This window comes from Nitrosococcus oceani ATCC 19707 (assembly GCF_000012805.1).
In the GTDB taxonomy this organism is placed as follows: Bacteria; Pseudomonadota; Gammaproteobacteria; order Nitrosococcales; family Nitrosococcaceae; genus Nitrosococcus; species Nitrosococcus oceani.
In genome coordinates this window covers 2324957-2340090 of record NC_007484.1, presented here as the reverse complement: position 1 = coordinate 2340090, position 15134 = coordinate 2324957, and the positions used below count along the sequence as shown (strand labels likewise).

At 49.7% G+C, this 15134-nt stretch carries 13 protein-coding genes; 9 read left to right on the top strand and 4 right to left on the bottom strand.

The window, feature by feature from the left end:
- The first annotated feature begins 103 nt into the window (after positions 1 to 103).
- The 6 genes from glyA (at position 104) to rnhB (ending at position 5583) form a co-directional block, all read left to right on the top strand.
- Entirely contained in the window at positions 104 to 1357 is a 1254-nt protein-coding gene (glyA, locus tag NOC_RS10870) for a serine hydroxymethyltransferase (RefSeq protein WP_002811316.1), read from the top strand.
- A gap of 14 nt (positions 1358 to 1371) precedes the next feature.
- On the top strand, positions 1372 to 1896 hold the full coding sequence (nrdR, locus tag NOC_RS10865; RefSeq protein WP_002808971.1) for a transcriptional regulator NrdR: 525 nt from the start codon (positions 1372 to 1374) through the stop codon (positions 1894 to 1896).
- A 148-nt stretch (positions 1897 to 2044) separates the two neighbouring features.
- Positions 2045 to 3160: a bifunctional diaminohydroxyphosphoribosylaminopyrimidine deaminase/5-amino-6-(5-phosphoribosylamino)uracil reductase RibD gene (ribD, locus tag NOC_RS10860; RefSeq protein ID WP_256998755.1), complete on the top strand. Its 1116-nt coding sequence runs from the start codon at positions 2045 to 2047 to the stop codon at positions 3158 to 3160.
- 58 nt (positions 3161 to 3218) lie between these two features.
- Positions 3219 to 3875: a riboflavin synthase gene (locus NOC_RS10855; RefSeq protein WP_002808942.1), complete on the top strand. Its 657-nt coding sequence runs from the start codon at positions 3219 to 3221 to the stop codon at positions 3873 to 3875.
- A gap of 6 nt (positions 3876 to 3881) precedes the next feature.
- Complete coding sequence (gene ribBA, locus NOC_RS10850; protein WP_002810166.1) at positions 3882 to 4988, top strand: bifunctional 3,4-dihydroxy-2-butanone-4-phosphate synthase/GTP cyclohydrolase II; 1107 nt, start codon at positions 3882 to 3884, stop codon at positions 4986 to 4988.
- Complete coding sequence (gene rnhB, locus NOC_RS10845; protein WP_002809104.1) at positions 4978 to 5583, top strand: ribonuclease HII; 606 nt, start codon at positions 4978 to 4980, stop codon at positions 5581 to 5583. The genes ribBA and rnhB overlap by 11 nt, the downstream gene beginning before the upstream one ends.
- A 49-nt stretch (positions 5584 to 5632) precedes the next feature.
- Here the strand turns inward: rnhB and NOC_RS10840 are convergent, their stop codons facing one another.
- Together NOC_RS10840 and NOC_RS17500 are read right to left on the bottom strand one after the other, a co-directional pair.
- Positions 5633 to 8068 (bottom strand): EAL domain-containing protein, encoded by a 2436-nt coding sequence (locus NOC_RS10840; protein WP_002811754.1) that lies wholly within the window; start codon positions 8066 to 8068, stop codon positions 5633 to 5635.
- 164 nt (positions 8069 to 8232) lie between these two features.
- A complete protein-coding gene (locus tag NOC_RS17500; protein ID WP_011330835.1) occupies positions 8233 to 8613 on the bottom strand; it encodes a hypothetical protein in 381 nt (126 codons plus the stop codon).
- Between the two features lie 277 nt (positions 8614 to 8890).
- Between NOC_RS17500 and NOC_RS10830 the strand changes: the two genes are divergently transcribed.
- Positions 8891 to 10519, top strand: coding sequence for a peptide chain release factor 3 (locus NOC_RS10830; RefSeq protein ID WP_002809856.1), 1629 nt, complete (start codon positions 8891 to 8893; stop codon positions 10517 to 10519).
- Between the two features lie 46 nt (positions 10520 to 10565).
- Here NOC_RS10830 and NOC_RS10825 read toward each other — a convergent pair whose 3' ends face one another.
- Complete coding sequence (locus tag NOC_RS10825) at positions 10566 to 11111, bottom strand: RNA pyrophosphohydrolase (RefSeq protein WP_002808583.1); 546 nt, start codon at positions 11109 to 11111, stop codon at positions 10566 to 10568.
- A gap of 387 nt (positions 11112 to 11498) precedes the next feature.
- On the opposite strand from NOC_RS10825, the gene NOC_RS10820 reads away from it, so the two are divergent.
- Entirely contained in the window at positions 11499 to 12227 is a 729-nt protein-coding gene (locus NOC_RS10820) for an HAD family hydrolase (RefSeq protein ID WP_011330834.1), read from the top strand.
- Here the strand turns inward: NOC_RS10820 and NOC_RS10815 are convergent.
- On the bottom strand, positions 12167 to 13183 hold the full coding sequence (locus NOC_RS10815; RefSeq protein WP_002811038.1) for an XrtA/PEP-CTERM system-associated ATPase: 1017 nt from the start codon (positions 13181 to 13183) through the stop codon (positions 12167 to 12169). The genes NOC_RS10820 and NOC_RS10815 overlap by 61 nt on opposite strands.
- 547 nt (positions 13184 to 13730) lie before the next feature.
- Here NOC_RS10815 and NOC_RS10810 point away from each other — a divergent pair.
- Positions 13731 to 15122 carry a UDP-glucose dehydrogenase family protein gene (locus NOC_RS10810; protein ID WP_002811132.1) on the top strand — a complete coding sequence of 464 codons (1392 nt, stop codon included), beginning with the start codon at positions 13731 to 13733 and terminating at the stop codon, positions 15120 to 15122.
- Positions 15123 to 15134 lie beyond the last annotated feature (12 nt).

Below are 15134 nucleotides of genomic sequence, written 5' to 3'. Positions count from 1 at the left end.
CTTCCTGCCGCGTTGTACTTGGTTCAGGTTATTTGGCTTGTAGGTTTATGTATTATTGTATAATCAACGGTTTTATCTAAAAACTGCAGCACTAGGACAGTCCATGTATAGCAAAGAGATGCGTATTGCCAGTTATGATGAGGAACTCGAGACCGCTCTTACCAATGAAGCACGGCGGCAAGAGGAACATATTGAATTAATTGCTTCGGAGAATTATGTCAGTCCTCGGGTTTTAGAAGCCCAAGGGTCCGTGCTCACTAACAAGTACGCCGAAGGCTATCCTGGCAAGCGTTATTATGGGGGCTGTGAGTACGTGGATGTGGCGGAGCGGTTAGCTATCGAACGGGCTAAAATATTGTTCGAGGCTGATTATGCTAATGTCCAACCCCACTCTGGCTCTCAGGCGAATGCCGCTGCCTGTCTAGCTTTGCTAGCGCCGGGCGATACCCTCATGGGGTTGAGTCTTGCCCATGGCGGGCATCTCACCCATGGCGCCAAGGTCAATTTTTCAGGTCAAATTTTTAACGCAGTTCAGTTTGGGGTAAATGCAGATACGGGACTTATTGACTATGATGAGGTGGAGCAGCTAGCAAAGGCACATCGCCCCAAACTGATTATCGCCGGATTTACCGCTTATTCCCGTATAGTTGATTGGCAGCGTTTCCGAGCGATCGCGGATGGAGTAGGCGCCTATTTGCTAGCGGATATCGCCCATCTGGCCGGGATGATCGCCGCAGGAATTTATCCTAATCCAGTGCAAATCGCCGATGTCACGACTAGCACAACCCATAAAACTTTACGGGGTCCCCGTTCAGGACTGATTTTGGCTAAAGCCAACCCTGAGATTGAGAAAAAACTCAATTCCAAGGTCTTTCCCGGTATTCAAGGGGGGCCTTTAATGCATGTTGTCGCGGCCAAGGCGGTAGCCTTTAAAGAGGCTATGGAGCCGGCGTTTAAGGATTATCAACGGCAAGTGATTCGCAATGCCCAGGCGATGGCAGAGGCTATTCAGTCTCGAGGCTATAAAATTGTTTCCGGTGGGACCGATAGTCATCTGTTTTTAGTGGATCTCGTTGCCAAGGGTTTGACCGGCAAGGCTGCAGATGCCGCGTTGGGTCGAGCAAATATCACCGTAAATAAAAATACGGTGCCTAATGATCCTCAATCTCCGTTTGTAACCAGTGGTATTCGCATTGGTAGCCCCGCCATGACTACGCGTGGTTTTAAGGAAGCGGAGATTTGCGAATTAGCGGGATGGGTTTGTGATGTGCTGGACGATATTGAAAATGAGACTGTAATTGCGGACACTAAGGAGAAAGTATTGGCTCTCTGCGCCCGCTTCCCGGTCTATGGTTAGGGATTAAAAGGGCGATGCATTGTCCATTCTGCGGGGCGGGAGATACTAAAGTCACCGACTCCCGTCTAGCAAATGAGGGCGAGGCCATCCGCCGCCGCCGAGAATGTCAAGGGTGTGGTGAGCGTTTTACCACCTATGAAGCTGCAGACCTGGTTTTGCCCCGATTACTCAAACGCAACGGTACGCGGGAACCCTTTCAGGAAGAAAAGCTTCGGGCCGGTATCCTGCGGGCGGTGGAAAAACGTCCTGTCAGCACGGAGGCGGTGGAGGCCGCCATTCGCCGGATTGTCCATCGCTTGCGGGCGAGCGGCGAGCGGGAATTCGACTCCCAGGTGCTTGGGGAGTGGGTCATGGATGAGCTGCGCCACCTGGATGAGGTAGCTTATGTCCGCTTTGCTTCCGTTTACCGCCGTTTTCAAGACGTGCAAGCTTTTCGGGAAGAAATCGAACGCTTAGAACGAGCGCTTTCGCTGGAAGAAAGGGCCGCCCAGCTATCTTTACTGCTTGATGGAGGATCTTTGGTTAATAAATCGAACTGAGCGGGGCTACTATTCTTCGTTCTCTTTAGGATTTCTTTGTGCCCTACAATAACAGGCGTAGCTTGGTTTTTGCTGTAGTCGTGTCAGTAGGGACATTGTTGGCACAATATAATATCCTCGTTAAAATTTTCGTTTTTGATGCGGGCAGGTGAACGATAGAGCGTACATGGCTCGGGCTCTGAAGCTAGCCCAGCGCGGTTTATTTACTACTGACCCTAATCCCCGGGTAGGCTGCGTCCTGGTGCGTGGCGGCGAAATAGTAGGGGAGGGCTGGCATCAACAGGCCGGCGACTCCCATGCGGAAATCAACGCCTTGCGCCAAGCGGGTATTCGGGCCCAAGGGTCTACTTGTTATGTGACCTTAGAGCCTTGCTGTCACCGAGGGCGAACTCCACCCTGCACTGAGGCTTTAATTGAGGCGGGCGTGGTGAGAGTTGTCGCGGCGATGGGAGACCCTCATCCAAAAGTCGCCAGCCAAGGATTGGCGCAACTTAGAGAGGCTGGTCTCCAAGTGGAGCATGGGTTATTGCAGGAAGAGGCTCAGGCCCTTAACGTGGGTTTTGTCCAACGCTTGGTCCAAGGTCGTCCCTGGGTACGTTGTAAGCTAGCCATGAGTTTGGATGGGGCCACGGCGCTAGCTTCTGGAGAGAGTCGTTGGATTACCGCTTCCCCTGCCCGTCGGGATGTGCAGCGGTGGCGGGCCCGCAGTTCCGCGATCTTAACGGGGATTGGTACTGTCGTGCGAGATGATCCCTCCCTCAACGTCCGTTATGAAGAATTGCAAGACGAGGTGCCGCCAGGGTTTAGCCGCCAACCATTGCGCGTTGTCCTGGACCGCCGATTAGCCATTATGGCGCAGGCCCGGTTGCTTTCGTTGCGGGGACCGGTAATGATTGTATGCGCTGATGCAACCTCACCTAAAGCGGAATCTTTACGTGGCAGGGGTGTGGAAGTGATCAGCCTGCCGGTGACTCCCCAAGGGTTGGACTTAATGGCCTTAATGGCGGTTCTGGCTGCGCGGGAAATTAATGAGCTTCATGTGGAATGCGGTGCGCGGTTGGCAGGTTCGCTGCTCCAGGCCGGTTTAATGGACGAGCTTGTACTGTATATTGCTCCTAAATTGATGGGAGAGGCCGCCTTAGGGTTATTGCAACTGCCTGGCATTCAAACCATGAGGGATTGCATTGAGGTAGACATCAAGGAAATGCGGGCGGTGGGTCAGGATTGGCGATTAGTGGCTAAGATAGCGTCGCCTAGCAGATAGATACCTTCCAGGCTAAAAATTTGGCGTTGAAATTCACTAGAAGCGGGTTAAAGTAATCATGTTCACCGGGATTATTCGGGCGGTTGGGAAGGTGGTGGCGCTACAATTCATGGGGAGCGCGGCTGTTCTGCGTATCGATGGCGGTAAACTGGGTTTTGCCCAGGCTAGTATTGGCGACAGTATCGCTGTTAACGGGGTTTGTTTAACTGTGACTCGCCAGGAAAACAACATTTTCGATGCTGATGTTTCCCAGGAAACTTTATCCCGCACGGTACTAGGGAGGCTGCAGCCTGGCGATCGAGTCAATCTGGAGCCAGCCCTCACCCTCAAGGATGGTCTTGGCGGACATTTAACCAGTGGCCATTGCGATGGCGTGGGAACGGTGGTTGAGCGCAAACCAGTAGCTGGGAGCATCGGTTTTTCTATCCATGCGCCGGCAAATCTAGCCAAGTACATTGCCGAGAAAGGGTCCATTTGCGTTGATGGCGTGAGTTTGACCGTTAACGAAGTGAAGGGGAGCCTCTTCATGGTGAATATTATCCCCCATACCCTGGAAGCTACTACCTTAAACGAATACCATTCGGAACGGGAGGTAAATTTAGAAGTGGATCTTTTAGCTCGTTATTTAGAGAGCCTGTTACGCGGTGACTCGGTAGCGACAACTCGGCCACGTCTTGGTGAATCTCTCCTCACCCGACATAATTTTAGTAAATAATCCATCATGCCCTTGAGCAAGACGGAAGCGATCATTCAGGATCTCCGTGAAGGAAAAATGGTTATCCTCATGGACGATGAGGATCGGGAGAATGAGGGAGACTTGATTATGGCAGCCTCCCAGGTGAGGGCGCCAGATATCAATTTTATGGCCCGCTATGGACGGGGATTGATTTGTCTGACCTTGACTGAGGCCCGTTGCCGCCAATTACGGCTGCCCTTAATGGTGTCAGACAGTAACGCTAAATATAGTACTAATTTTACGGTATCCATCGAAGCGGCAACGGGGGTGACTACGGGAATTTCCGCAGCGGATCGGGCTCGCACCGTGCAAGCGGCGGTTGCTCCAGAGGCGCGCCCCGAGGATTTGGAGCAGCCGGGCCATATTTTCCCCCTCATGGCTCGTCCAGGGGGAGTGCTTACCCGAGCAGGGCATACGGAGGCAGGTTGTGACTTGGCGCGGCTGGCTGGTTTTGAGCCGGCGGCAGTCATTGTGGAAATTCTCAATGAAGATGGAAGTATGGCCCGCCGCCCGGATCTGGAAGTTTTTGCCGAGCGCCACGGTTTGAAACTGGGCACCATCGCCGATCTGATTCGTTACCGTTTAGAACATGAACGCTCTGTCGCACGGGTAGCCGAGTGCGCTCTGCCTACGGAACAGGGGCTGTTCCGCCTCTTAGCTTATCAGGATCTGGTGGACCAGCAGCTCCATCTGGCTTTAGTTAGGGGCGAGCTTTGTCCTGAAGAGCCGGCTTTGGTGCGTGTTCACATGGCTGATACCCTTTGCGATATTCTCCAGGTACGGCGCGGTGATTGTGGCTGGCCCTTGCACGATGCCATGACTCGCATCGCCAAGGCGGGTACCGGCGTGGTCGTGATTCTACGCCGGCCGGAATCTTCTAGTGATTTGGTGCAGCGAATTCAGGACTATAATCTGGAGGATCAGGGGGAGCGTTTGCCTCGGCAAGAGCCTCCAAATGATTTGCGGACTTATGGAGTTGGAGCCCAGATCTTGACTGATTTGGGTGTGCAAAAGATGCGGGTGATGAGCGCTCCCCGGCGAATGCATGGGCTGGCGGGTTTTGGCCTGGAAGTGGTGGATTATGTTACTTGATGGCGGGATATTGAGTACATCAGTTCTGGGACAAAGAGTTGCGGGGGTGGATGAAGTAGGCCGCGGTCCCTTAGCTGGCCCGGTTATCGCCGGGGCGGTGATTCTTGATCCGGAATGTCCGATTAGCGGGGTAAAGGACTCCAAACAGTTGACGGCACCCGCGCGGGAACGTTTGGCTGCGCTCATCCAAGCGCAGGCAGTCGCTTGGGCCTTAGGTCGGGCTGAAGCTGCGGAGATCGATCAGTTTAATATCTTGCAGGCCAGCTTGTTAGCAATGGAGCGAGCTATTTCGGCACTTTCAGTGGTTCCCGACCTGGTTTTGGTAGATGGCAAGCATTGTCCCCCCACCGTGTGTCCCGTACGGGCCATCGTCAAGGGGGACCAACAGATTATGGCTATCGGGGCTGCTTCTATTGTGGCCAAGGTAGCCCGGGATGCCGAGATGATCGCTTTTGAGGAAAGCTATCCAGGCTACGGTTTTGGAATTCATAAAGGTTATCCGACCCGGGCTCATCTGGCTGCTCTGAAAGCACTGGGCCCCTGCTCCATTCACCGGCGCTCTTTTCGGCCGGTGAGACGCTTCTTGGAAGCATAGTAACGTTCTAGCTCATCAAAGGCTTCTTAAGGGCTATTTCTCTATCTCTTTATCTTTTTTGCGGGGATTTCATTTCTGTGAGAGGCTGGGGCGGATTAATCCAATACCCTTGGGCATAATTTACACCAATTTCTCGCAGTTTCTCTAGTACTTCTTCCTTTTCTACCCATTCGGCTATCGTCTGCTTTTTCATAATCTGCCCTATCTCATTGATTGAGCGAACTATGGCTAAATCGATGGGATCGTCTAGGATGTCTTTTACAAAAAGACCATCGATCTTCAAAAAATCCACCGGTAAATTTTTGAGATAAGCAAAGGAAGATAGGCTACTGCCAAAGTCATCCAATGAGAACTTGCAACCATGGGATTTTAGCGATTTGATGAAGCGGATGGTACAGGAGAGATTGGCGGTTGCTGCTGCTTCGGTGATTTCAAAGCATATCTGGATAGACGGTATGGGGGTTTTCTCAAGCTGCTCGATAATAAAGGCCAGAAAGGTTTTGTTTCTGAGTGAGTGCCCGGACAAATTGATGAAACAGGTGCGCAGGGGTTCAGGATTCTGGGCTAACCAGGTAAAGGTATTAGCGATCATCCAGCGGTCAATTTTAACTGCAAGATTATAACGTTCCGCTGTCGGTAAGAAAGCGCCAGGTAAAACTACTCCTCCCGCGCCATCCTCCAGCCGCAGAAATACCTCATAGCACTTCTCCTCTTTTTCGGTTGCAAGGGGTATGATGGGTTGGAAATATACTTGGAAGTAATTTTCCTTAAGAGCGCGGTGTATTCGGGTCATCCACTGCACTTCTCCCCGGTGAGAGGCTAGTTCCTTATCAGTTTCGTGGTACACATGAATACGGTTACGGCCCTTGTTTTTAGCCGCATAACAGGCAGTATCCGCAGCTTTTAGCACTACCGCGATTCCCATGCTAGCCTTGGTGATGGGAACCAACCCAATGCTTACACCGATACGGAAACTTTTGCCCTCCCAAGTAAATTGAAAGTCTTCGATAGCCTTGTGTATTGCGGTAGCTACCCGCTGGGCTTGTTTTAGAGAACAATGCTCTAGCAATACCCCAAACTCATCTCCACCCAGACGGGCTAAAGTATCCCGTTTTCTAATTTGCCCCCTTAGTACTTCCGAGACTTGCCGCAGTAGTTCGTCTCCTGCTACATGTCCGCAGGTATCATTGATGACCTTGAAGCGGTCGAGATCAAAGTAGCATAGGGCGTACTCGGCCGATTCGGCTTTTAATGTTGCCAGCACCCGCTCCAAGCGGTGCTCGAACTCCCGTCGGTTAACTAGGCCGGTCAATGAGTCATGGGTGGCCTGGTGGGTGATCTGACGCGTCATATGGCGCGCTTCGGTGACATCGCTGAATACTAAAACCACGCCTAATACTTCTCCCGTGCGGCTGCTAATCGGAGCAGCCGAGTCCTGAATAGCATATTCTTGGCCGTTCCGGCTAATGACCACACTATGATTTGCTATTTCGATTGCGCCCCCTTCCTTTAGGCACTGGGCGATAGGGTCAGCAATGGGTTCACGGGTCTGTTCGTCGATGACCCGAAACACAGTTGCTAGCGGTAAACCCCGTGCTTTGTCACACGACCAGCCGGTCAATTTTTCCGCGACTGGGTTCAAGTATTCGACGATGCCTTCGGCGTTCGTGGTAATGACCCCATCCCCGATAGAGTGGAGGGTGATTTGAAGGAGCTCTTTTTCTGCGAACAAAGCTTGCTCAGCACGCTGGCGCTTGATAATATCTCGTTGTAGATTGGCATTGGCTTGGGCAAGTTCGGCGGTTCGCTTGAGCACCTTTTTTTCTAGTTGCTCGTTGAGTTTCTCCACCTTCTTTTTTTCCGTATCCAGATGATCTACCAGGCGGGCGTTTTCAAATTGAAGGGTTAAACTTTGCACTAGGGTTTTGTGCATCCGCACCGCGCTGAGAGAGATAAATCCCAGGAACATCAACTGCGCTCCCCCCACGGTGGCTTCTTTCATGTCTCCGCTTATTATCAAATACAAGGCGCTGGGGAGCAGCGCAGGAAGCGAAAAAGCAAAGAAAGCGCCTTTAATAATAGAGAAGGTAGCTATTGCGCCTGCGGATAATCCACAGATCCAAAGGGCTGCGAATCCCGTATGAACCAGGGAACCATTGGGGACAAGGAAAATAACTGCCGAGCCCCAGGTTGCACCGGAGATCCCTATCCCTGTCATAAACCATGCTAGCCACTCACCCACCTGCTTGGAGTGGTCCGGTGAGCGAGCGTATCGATGAGCCAATCCAACTCGCAGTACAGTGACAAGCGTAAAGAAGAAGGCCCAGCCCGCCAGAGTTCTATGTGGCGTCACGGTCCAGAATACTGCGATAAGGATGAGTGCTGCCACTATGCTGGCGGCCTGTCCGACATGCGATTGCTCATAAAGTATTTCGACTTGTTTAGCCCGGAAGCGGGTTGCTTCAGGATGCGCCTTGTCTAGCATATTGCTGTGCTGCTATAGATTGATATGTGGCGCTAGTAGGATTATCAGGAGAGGCACGTGGAGCTAATAATAAGAAATTGTAAGCGCGTTTATCATAGTTTGTAACGGGGGCGCAGTATAATTTCAAGTGTTTCAAAAGGCAGTTTTCAATGAGAAGACATGGTTTACCTGATTGATGGAGTTATCGTGACTGGTAACTCCCTTATAGGCGGACAGCCAGAGGTAATTCCAGATCCAGGGAGTATAATAAGTGCGGCGGTCTCACTATCCTCATGGACATCGACTTCCCAAGTGCCGATAGGCCACTCGTTTCTCACGCCGGTCAATATTTTCCGTGGCAGGCGATAACACTCGCAGAGGCGAGTATGAATGTTGGGGGAAGTGAAATTGCGGGCGCGACTAGCACCGCTCATGACAGCAAGCTGGCTGGCAACATATTCATGCCGTACCTCGCTGGTCTCCCCGCCGCTGAGACAATTTTGAATACTGATGGTAGATGACAGAGGGAGAGAAACCACAAGTAAAATTCCAAACCAGATATACAATATTATAGTTTCATTATAAAGAATTTTCCTTAAATAGGCGATATTTTGAGCACTTTCCGTTGGTCGAATAATTTCCTTCGTTCCCCAGAATAATTCCTCGTTAGGGTTGCGCGCTTGTTGTTTTTCCTTAAATCTCCTGGCTAAGTTACGAGTAGCTAGAATTATTGTTTATCTGACCAGGATCAGAGAAAATGTAATTATCTTTTAACCTTTCATAATTTTCCTGAGTACCCTTCTAAGAGGGTATATAATTGCGTACTTTAAAAAGTTTTCAAGCATGTCACCCACTGAACTTATCCGAGAAATAGAGAAAAGAAGAACCTTCGCTATCATTTCCCACCCGGATGCAGGGAAAACGACTCTCACGGAGAAATTACTGCTTTTCGGTGGGGCGATCCAGTTAGCGGGTACCGTAAAATCCCGCAAGGCGTCGCGCCATGCCACTTCGGACTGGATGGAATTGGAAAAGCAGCGGGGAATTTCGGTCACTTCCTCGGTGATGCAGTTCCCTTATAAAGATCGTATTATCAATTTATTGGATACGCCTGGCCATGCTGATTTTTCCGAGGATACTTATCGGACTCTGACTGCTGTGGATTCGGCTTTGATGGTCATTGATAGCGCCAAGGGCGTTGAAGAGCGAACCATCAAATTGATGGAAGTTTGTCGCCTGCGCAATACGCCTATTCTGACTTTTATCAATAAGCTGGATCGAGAAGGCCAAGAACCTATCGAACTCCTAGACGAAATTGAGCGGGTACTGGGGATTCGCTGCGCGCCCTTGACTTGGCCCATTGGGATGGGAAAACGCTTTAAAGGAATTTTCCATCTAAGCCATAACCGCATCCATTTATTCAGCCCTACCCATGGCGGCAAGATCAAAACTGGGGAGCAGATTCAAGGATTGGATAATCCCCGTCTCAGTGAACTGCTAGGCAACCAGGTGGAAGAATTGCAAGAAGAAATCGCTCTGGTGCAGGGTGCCAGTCATCCCTTTGATAAGGAAGCTTTTCTGGCTGGAGAGCAGACGCCCGTGTTTTTCGGATCAGCCATGAATAATTTTGGCGTGGAAGAACTGCTAGATGCTTATGTGGAGTATGCGCCTTCCCCTCGGGCCCGTGAGACGGCGACTCGCAGGGTAGCCCCCAAGGAGCTAAAATTTAGCGGCTTTGTATTCAAGATCCAGGCCAATATGGATCCCCAGCATCGGGATCGGATCGCCTTTTTGCGAGTGTGCTCCGGCAGCTACCAGAAAGGGATGAAGTTGCGACATACTCGCTTGGGACGGGAGGTACAAATCGCCAATGTCCTAACCTTCATGGCCGGGGAACGGGAGCAAGCTGAAACTGCTTGGCCTGGTGACATTATTGGCTTTCACAACCATGGCACTATCCAAATTGGTGATACTTTCACCCAAGGCGAGGAGCTGCAATTTACTGGAATTCCCCATTTTGCGCCGGAGCTTTTTCGCCGGGTTCGCCTCAAAGATCCGCTCCGTACGAAAGCCTTGCTTAAAGGGTTACAACAGCTAAGCGAGGAAGGAGCAACCCAGCTCTTTCGCCCTTTGCTGGGTAACGACTTGATTTTGGGGGCAGTAGGGGTGCTCCAGTTCGATGTGGTCGCCCATCGCCTAAAACATGAATATAGCGTAGATTGTGGTTATGATAGTGTGCAAGTGGTCACTGCCCGTTGGGTGAGCTGTAACGACTCTCGGCGGTTGGAGGAATTTCGCACCAAAGCGGCTGCTCATTTAGCTTTGGATGGAGCGGGCAATCTTACTTATTTAGCGCCCACTCGGGTTAACCTGGATCTCACCATGGAACGTTGGCCCGAAGTGGCTTTCCATGCTATTAGGGAGCACGCTTTGGGGGTAGAAGACGGAAATCCATTAGTGGCGAGCCTATAAGTAGATATATCTATTCATAATGGTGTCGTTGTATTTAAAATTGCTTCTAAATACGGGATCTTGTTTTTTGGCGGCGGCGTTTTCGGTAATTAGAACGGGCTGGTGGAAGCGATTGGTGATCTGGAAAGATCAGAGGCGCCAATTCATTCAAAGCTCGCTGATAGACTTTACGCTTGAAATACACAATTTCACGGAGTGGATACCAATAGTTGACCCAGCACCAATAGTCAAATTCCGGTTTATCCGTCAGATTTAACTGAACGTCTTGCTCTTCTCCAACGAAGCGAAATAAATACCAGATCTGCTTTTGGCCAATACACAGGGGTTTATTACCGTAGCGGACATAACGGTTGGGTAGGCGATACCGTAGCCAACTGCGGGTGCAGCCAATGATCTTGACGTGCTCCACGCCTAGCCCCACTTCTTCTTCTAATTCCCGGTAGGCAGCCTCTTCAGTAGTCTCGCTTTCTTTGACTCCTCCTTGGGGAAATTGCCATGCTTTCTCTCTTGCTCGCCGCGCCCATAATACCCTATCATCCTGATTACAAAGGATAAGCCCTACATTCGCTCTGAAGCCGTCTCGATCAATCACGGCCTGTTCACACTCTTAATAGTCAATGAAATAATCCCATAAAGATACCTAAAATTAGCCCCTTAGCGCAAATCTTGCAGGGACGCGAGATCCCCTCGCGTTTCCTAAGAGTGGGTACGGAAAGGTATGGTGCCAGTTATGTTATTGCTTCATAGTTCAATTCGCGCTATGGTTTTCTCGCTTGCGGAGTTTGAGGCCAGGGGCAGCACCTGACGGATGCTTTTTGGCGCTAATGGATATTGGGGAGTCTGCCAGATTCGGGGGAGAAGTATTTACTTCACAGTGTAAAATTATTTTACAGGGGGGCCGGGTAAAAACCAAGCTGTTCTCCTGGGCGGTACCGACGGAACTTCAAACATCAGGTTAGATACCGAGAGATAAATAATTATGGGGCTGGCTATCTTTGATTTGGACAATACCCTGTTAGGGGGGGATTCTGACTATTTATGGGGACAATTCCTAGTGGAACAGGGAATCGTAAGTAGTGATGACTATCAGCAAACTAATCAGGCTTTTTATCGGCAATACCAGGAAGGGACGTTAAATATCTATGAATTTCTGGCATTCCAGCTAGCGCCGCTTAGGCAGTATCCCCCCCAGCAATTGGAGATTTGGCGGTCACAATACCTGGAAGAAAAAATCCGTCCTATTATTTTACCTCAGGCCCGGGAGTTGCTTGCTTTGCATCGAGCCCAGGGCCATGCACTACTGATTATTACGGCAACCAACCGTTTTATTACTGGGCCTATTGCTGAAATGCTTGGGATTGATGACCTTATTGCTACCGAGCCCGAGATGCGAGATGGTTGCTATACAGGGCAAGTAAAGGGCGTTCCTTCTTATCGGGAGGGCAAAGTGACTCGCTTAAAAACGTGGCTTAAAGAACGGGCATTAACCCTAAAGACAAGTTGGTTTTATAGCGATTCCCATAATGATATACCGCTCCTGGAACAGGTGACTTATCCAGTTGCCGTAGATCCTGATAGCCTGTTGAACACCTACGCTGGCACAAAAGGCTGGGCTATTATTAGCCTGCGGAAAAAGCAGGCTGACATTTACTCTTTGCTACCTGTGGAGATTCGGCGTAATTCCAAAGAGGGAGGGGGATCAGATTGATCTTCACCGGCAAATCTATCTATTATCTTCTTCAATGCAGCTACGGTTTCTTCTAACTGAATAAGGCGATTCTCCATATCAGGGCTGCTTTTCTCTACCGGTATTTTTGTTTCTCCCTGTATTTCAGTTTTTCCTCTAATATGGCTGCTTTCCTCGGCTATTTCACTGGCAACCGTATTGACAGCCTGCTCGTCAATAGTATGGCTTTCCTCTACATAAGAGTACAATAATAAGCGATCGCAGAGGGAATTGATTCGGCGGGGCAGTCCCCCAGTGTGCTCATGGATCGCATCATAAGCTTCATCGGCAATTGCGGGATCGGCGTTCCACCCTACCAATTTGAGGCGATGCTCAATGTATCCTTGGGTTTCATCTCTGTCTAGGGTATTGAGATGATAAGCAGCAATAATTCGTTGCCGCAGCTGCTCCATATTTTCTAAAGCCAAGGTTCGCCGAAATTCCTCTTGCCCTAGAAGAAAACATTGCAGTAATGCCCTCTCCCCCACTTGAAAATTAGAGAGCATGCGTAGTTCTTCAATAGATTCAGGGGGTAAATTTTGGGCTTCATCCACCAATAGTAGTACTTGCTTTCCCTCCTGAGCCCGTTCTAGTAGAAAGCACTCGATGGTCTTCAATAAGGCCGCTTTAGTGACGCCTTCATGGGGAAGTCCATAGGAAGCAGCGACAATACGGAGCGTATCATTGGCTTCTAGCTGGGTGGTAACTACTTGGGCTGCCACGGTGTTATTATCTGTAAGCTCGGAGACTAGGGTCCGGGCCAGCATTGTTTTACCTGTGCCGATAGGGCCTGTGATGACAATAAAGCCCTCCCCTTGCATAAGACCATAGCGTAAATAAGACAGGGCCCGTTTATGAACTGTGCTGCCATAAAAAAAGCGAGGATCGGAGCTAAGTTGAAAAGGTTTTCCCGTTAACGCGTAAAAATTTTGATACATTATAGTATGCTTCAGCTGGTTTTTTTAAAGTGAGTAAATCTTTCTTTAATACATAATGCTCTTAAATGACAGAGCGGGAGATTACTCTGCTATGAGATTGGATAATAGCTGTTTAGTTCGTAAGCCATTCAATAGTGGTCCGCGGCCTGTGGGGTTTTGTAAGCACCAGTCTGGAAAAGTACCAGCTTGGCAAGAAAACAATATAAATATGGAAGCAGCGAATTATCCTTCAATACTAGCAAATAGATCGCTTCGTCTAAAGAATTATATTTAATGGAGATCAACCAATTTTTTTATTGCTTTTATATCGGTCAACTTCTTTATTAGCTTAAATAACCCAAGCTGCAACCTATAGAAACTGCTTGAGGGCTATAAGAGATCGAACAAGAGGGATTATTCAGCGAGGATCTTCCTAAATATTGATAGAAGCATCGACCGGGTACGCCGACTGCTGGTTCACCTCCATTACCTCACGCGGGGGAGGAGGGGGATGTATGGCCAGCAGGTGTGACTGGAAGCGTAAGTTATTTGATAAATAGGACATTAAATGAAAGTCACTGTGTTTGGTTCGGGCTATGTGGGCCTTGTGACGGGTACTTGCCTAGCAGAAGTCGGCAATGAAGTACTCTGCATCGATATCGACGAGCAAAAAATTGCGATGCTCAAGCAAGGGGAAGTGCCTATCCACGAACCTGGATTAGACGCTTTGGTACAGAAGAATATAGCAGGCAAACGGCTCGGCTTTAGCACCGATATTGCTCAAGGGATCGCTCACGGGCTTTTCCAGTTTATCGCGGTAGGTACACCTCCTGATGAGGACGGTTCTGCGGATCTCCAGTATGTATTGGCAGTGGCGCGCAGCATTGGCAAAAATATGAAGGATTATCGTATTGTAGTCAATAAATCCACCGTGCCTGTGGGAACGGCTGATAAAGTTAAGGATACTATTTACGAAACTCTGGGAGAACGAGGTGTAAATCTTGAGTTCGACGTGGTCTCTAATCCCGAATTTCTTAAGGAAGGCGCGGCTATTGAAGACTTTATGAAGCCTGATCGGATCATTGTCGGTGCCGATAACCCTCGCACTACTGAACTGCTGAGGATACTATACGCGCCTTTCAATCGAAGCCATGATCGCCTAGTAGCAATGGATATACGCTCTGCGGAGTTGACTAAGTATGCGGCTAATGCCATGTTGGCCACCAAAATTAGTTTTATGAATGAAATGGCCAATCTGGCTGAAAAGCTTGGCGCGGATATTGAGCAAGTCCGCCTGGGGATAGGCGCCGATCCACGAATTGGCTACCATTTTATCTATCCGGGTTGTGGCTACGGCGGTTCCTGTTTTCCTAAGGATGTTAAGGCCCTAGAGCGAATTGCCTGGGAAGTAGATTATAATGCCGACTTACTTAATGCGGTAGAAAGGGTAAACAATCAGCAAAAGCAAACCCTTTTTAACAAAATTCAAGGCCATTTTAAGGGTCAGCTCGCGGGACGGACTATTGCACTTTGGGGTTTAGCTTTCAAACCTAATACCGACGATATGCGCGAAGCGCCCAGTCGTACCCTCATGGAAGCGCTCTGGAAAAGCGGAGTTCGAGTTCAGGCCTATGATCCAATCGCTAGCAAGGAAGCGCAGCGCATTTATGGCAGCCGGCAGGATTTGACTTTATGCGAGACTCCAGAAGCGGCTTTGGAAGGTGCCGATGCGCTCGCAATAACTACGGAATGGAACGTATTTCGGAGTTTGGACTTTGAAGGGGTTAAAACTACCCTCAAAACACCAGTCGTATTCGATGGCCGCAATCTGTACGATCCGGGCCTCGTAGCAAGCCAGGGTATCGTTTATTACTCGATCGGCCGGCCAACAGTGGCAGTTAGAACCCCCGCCGACCTTTCGGCGGATCACTCTCGTTTGCCGGATATCTCTAGTCTATAATCTCATAATTAA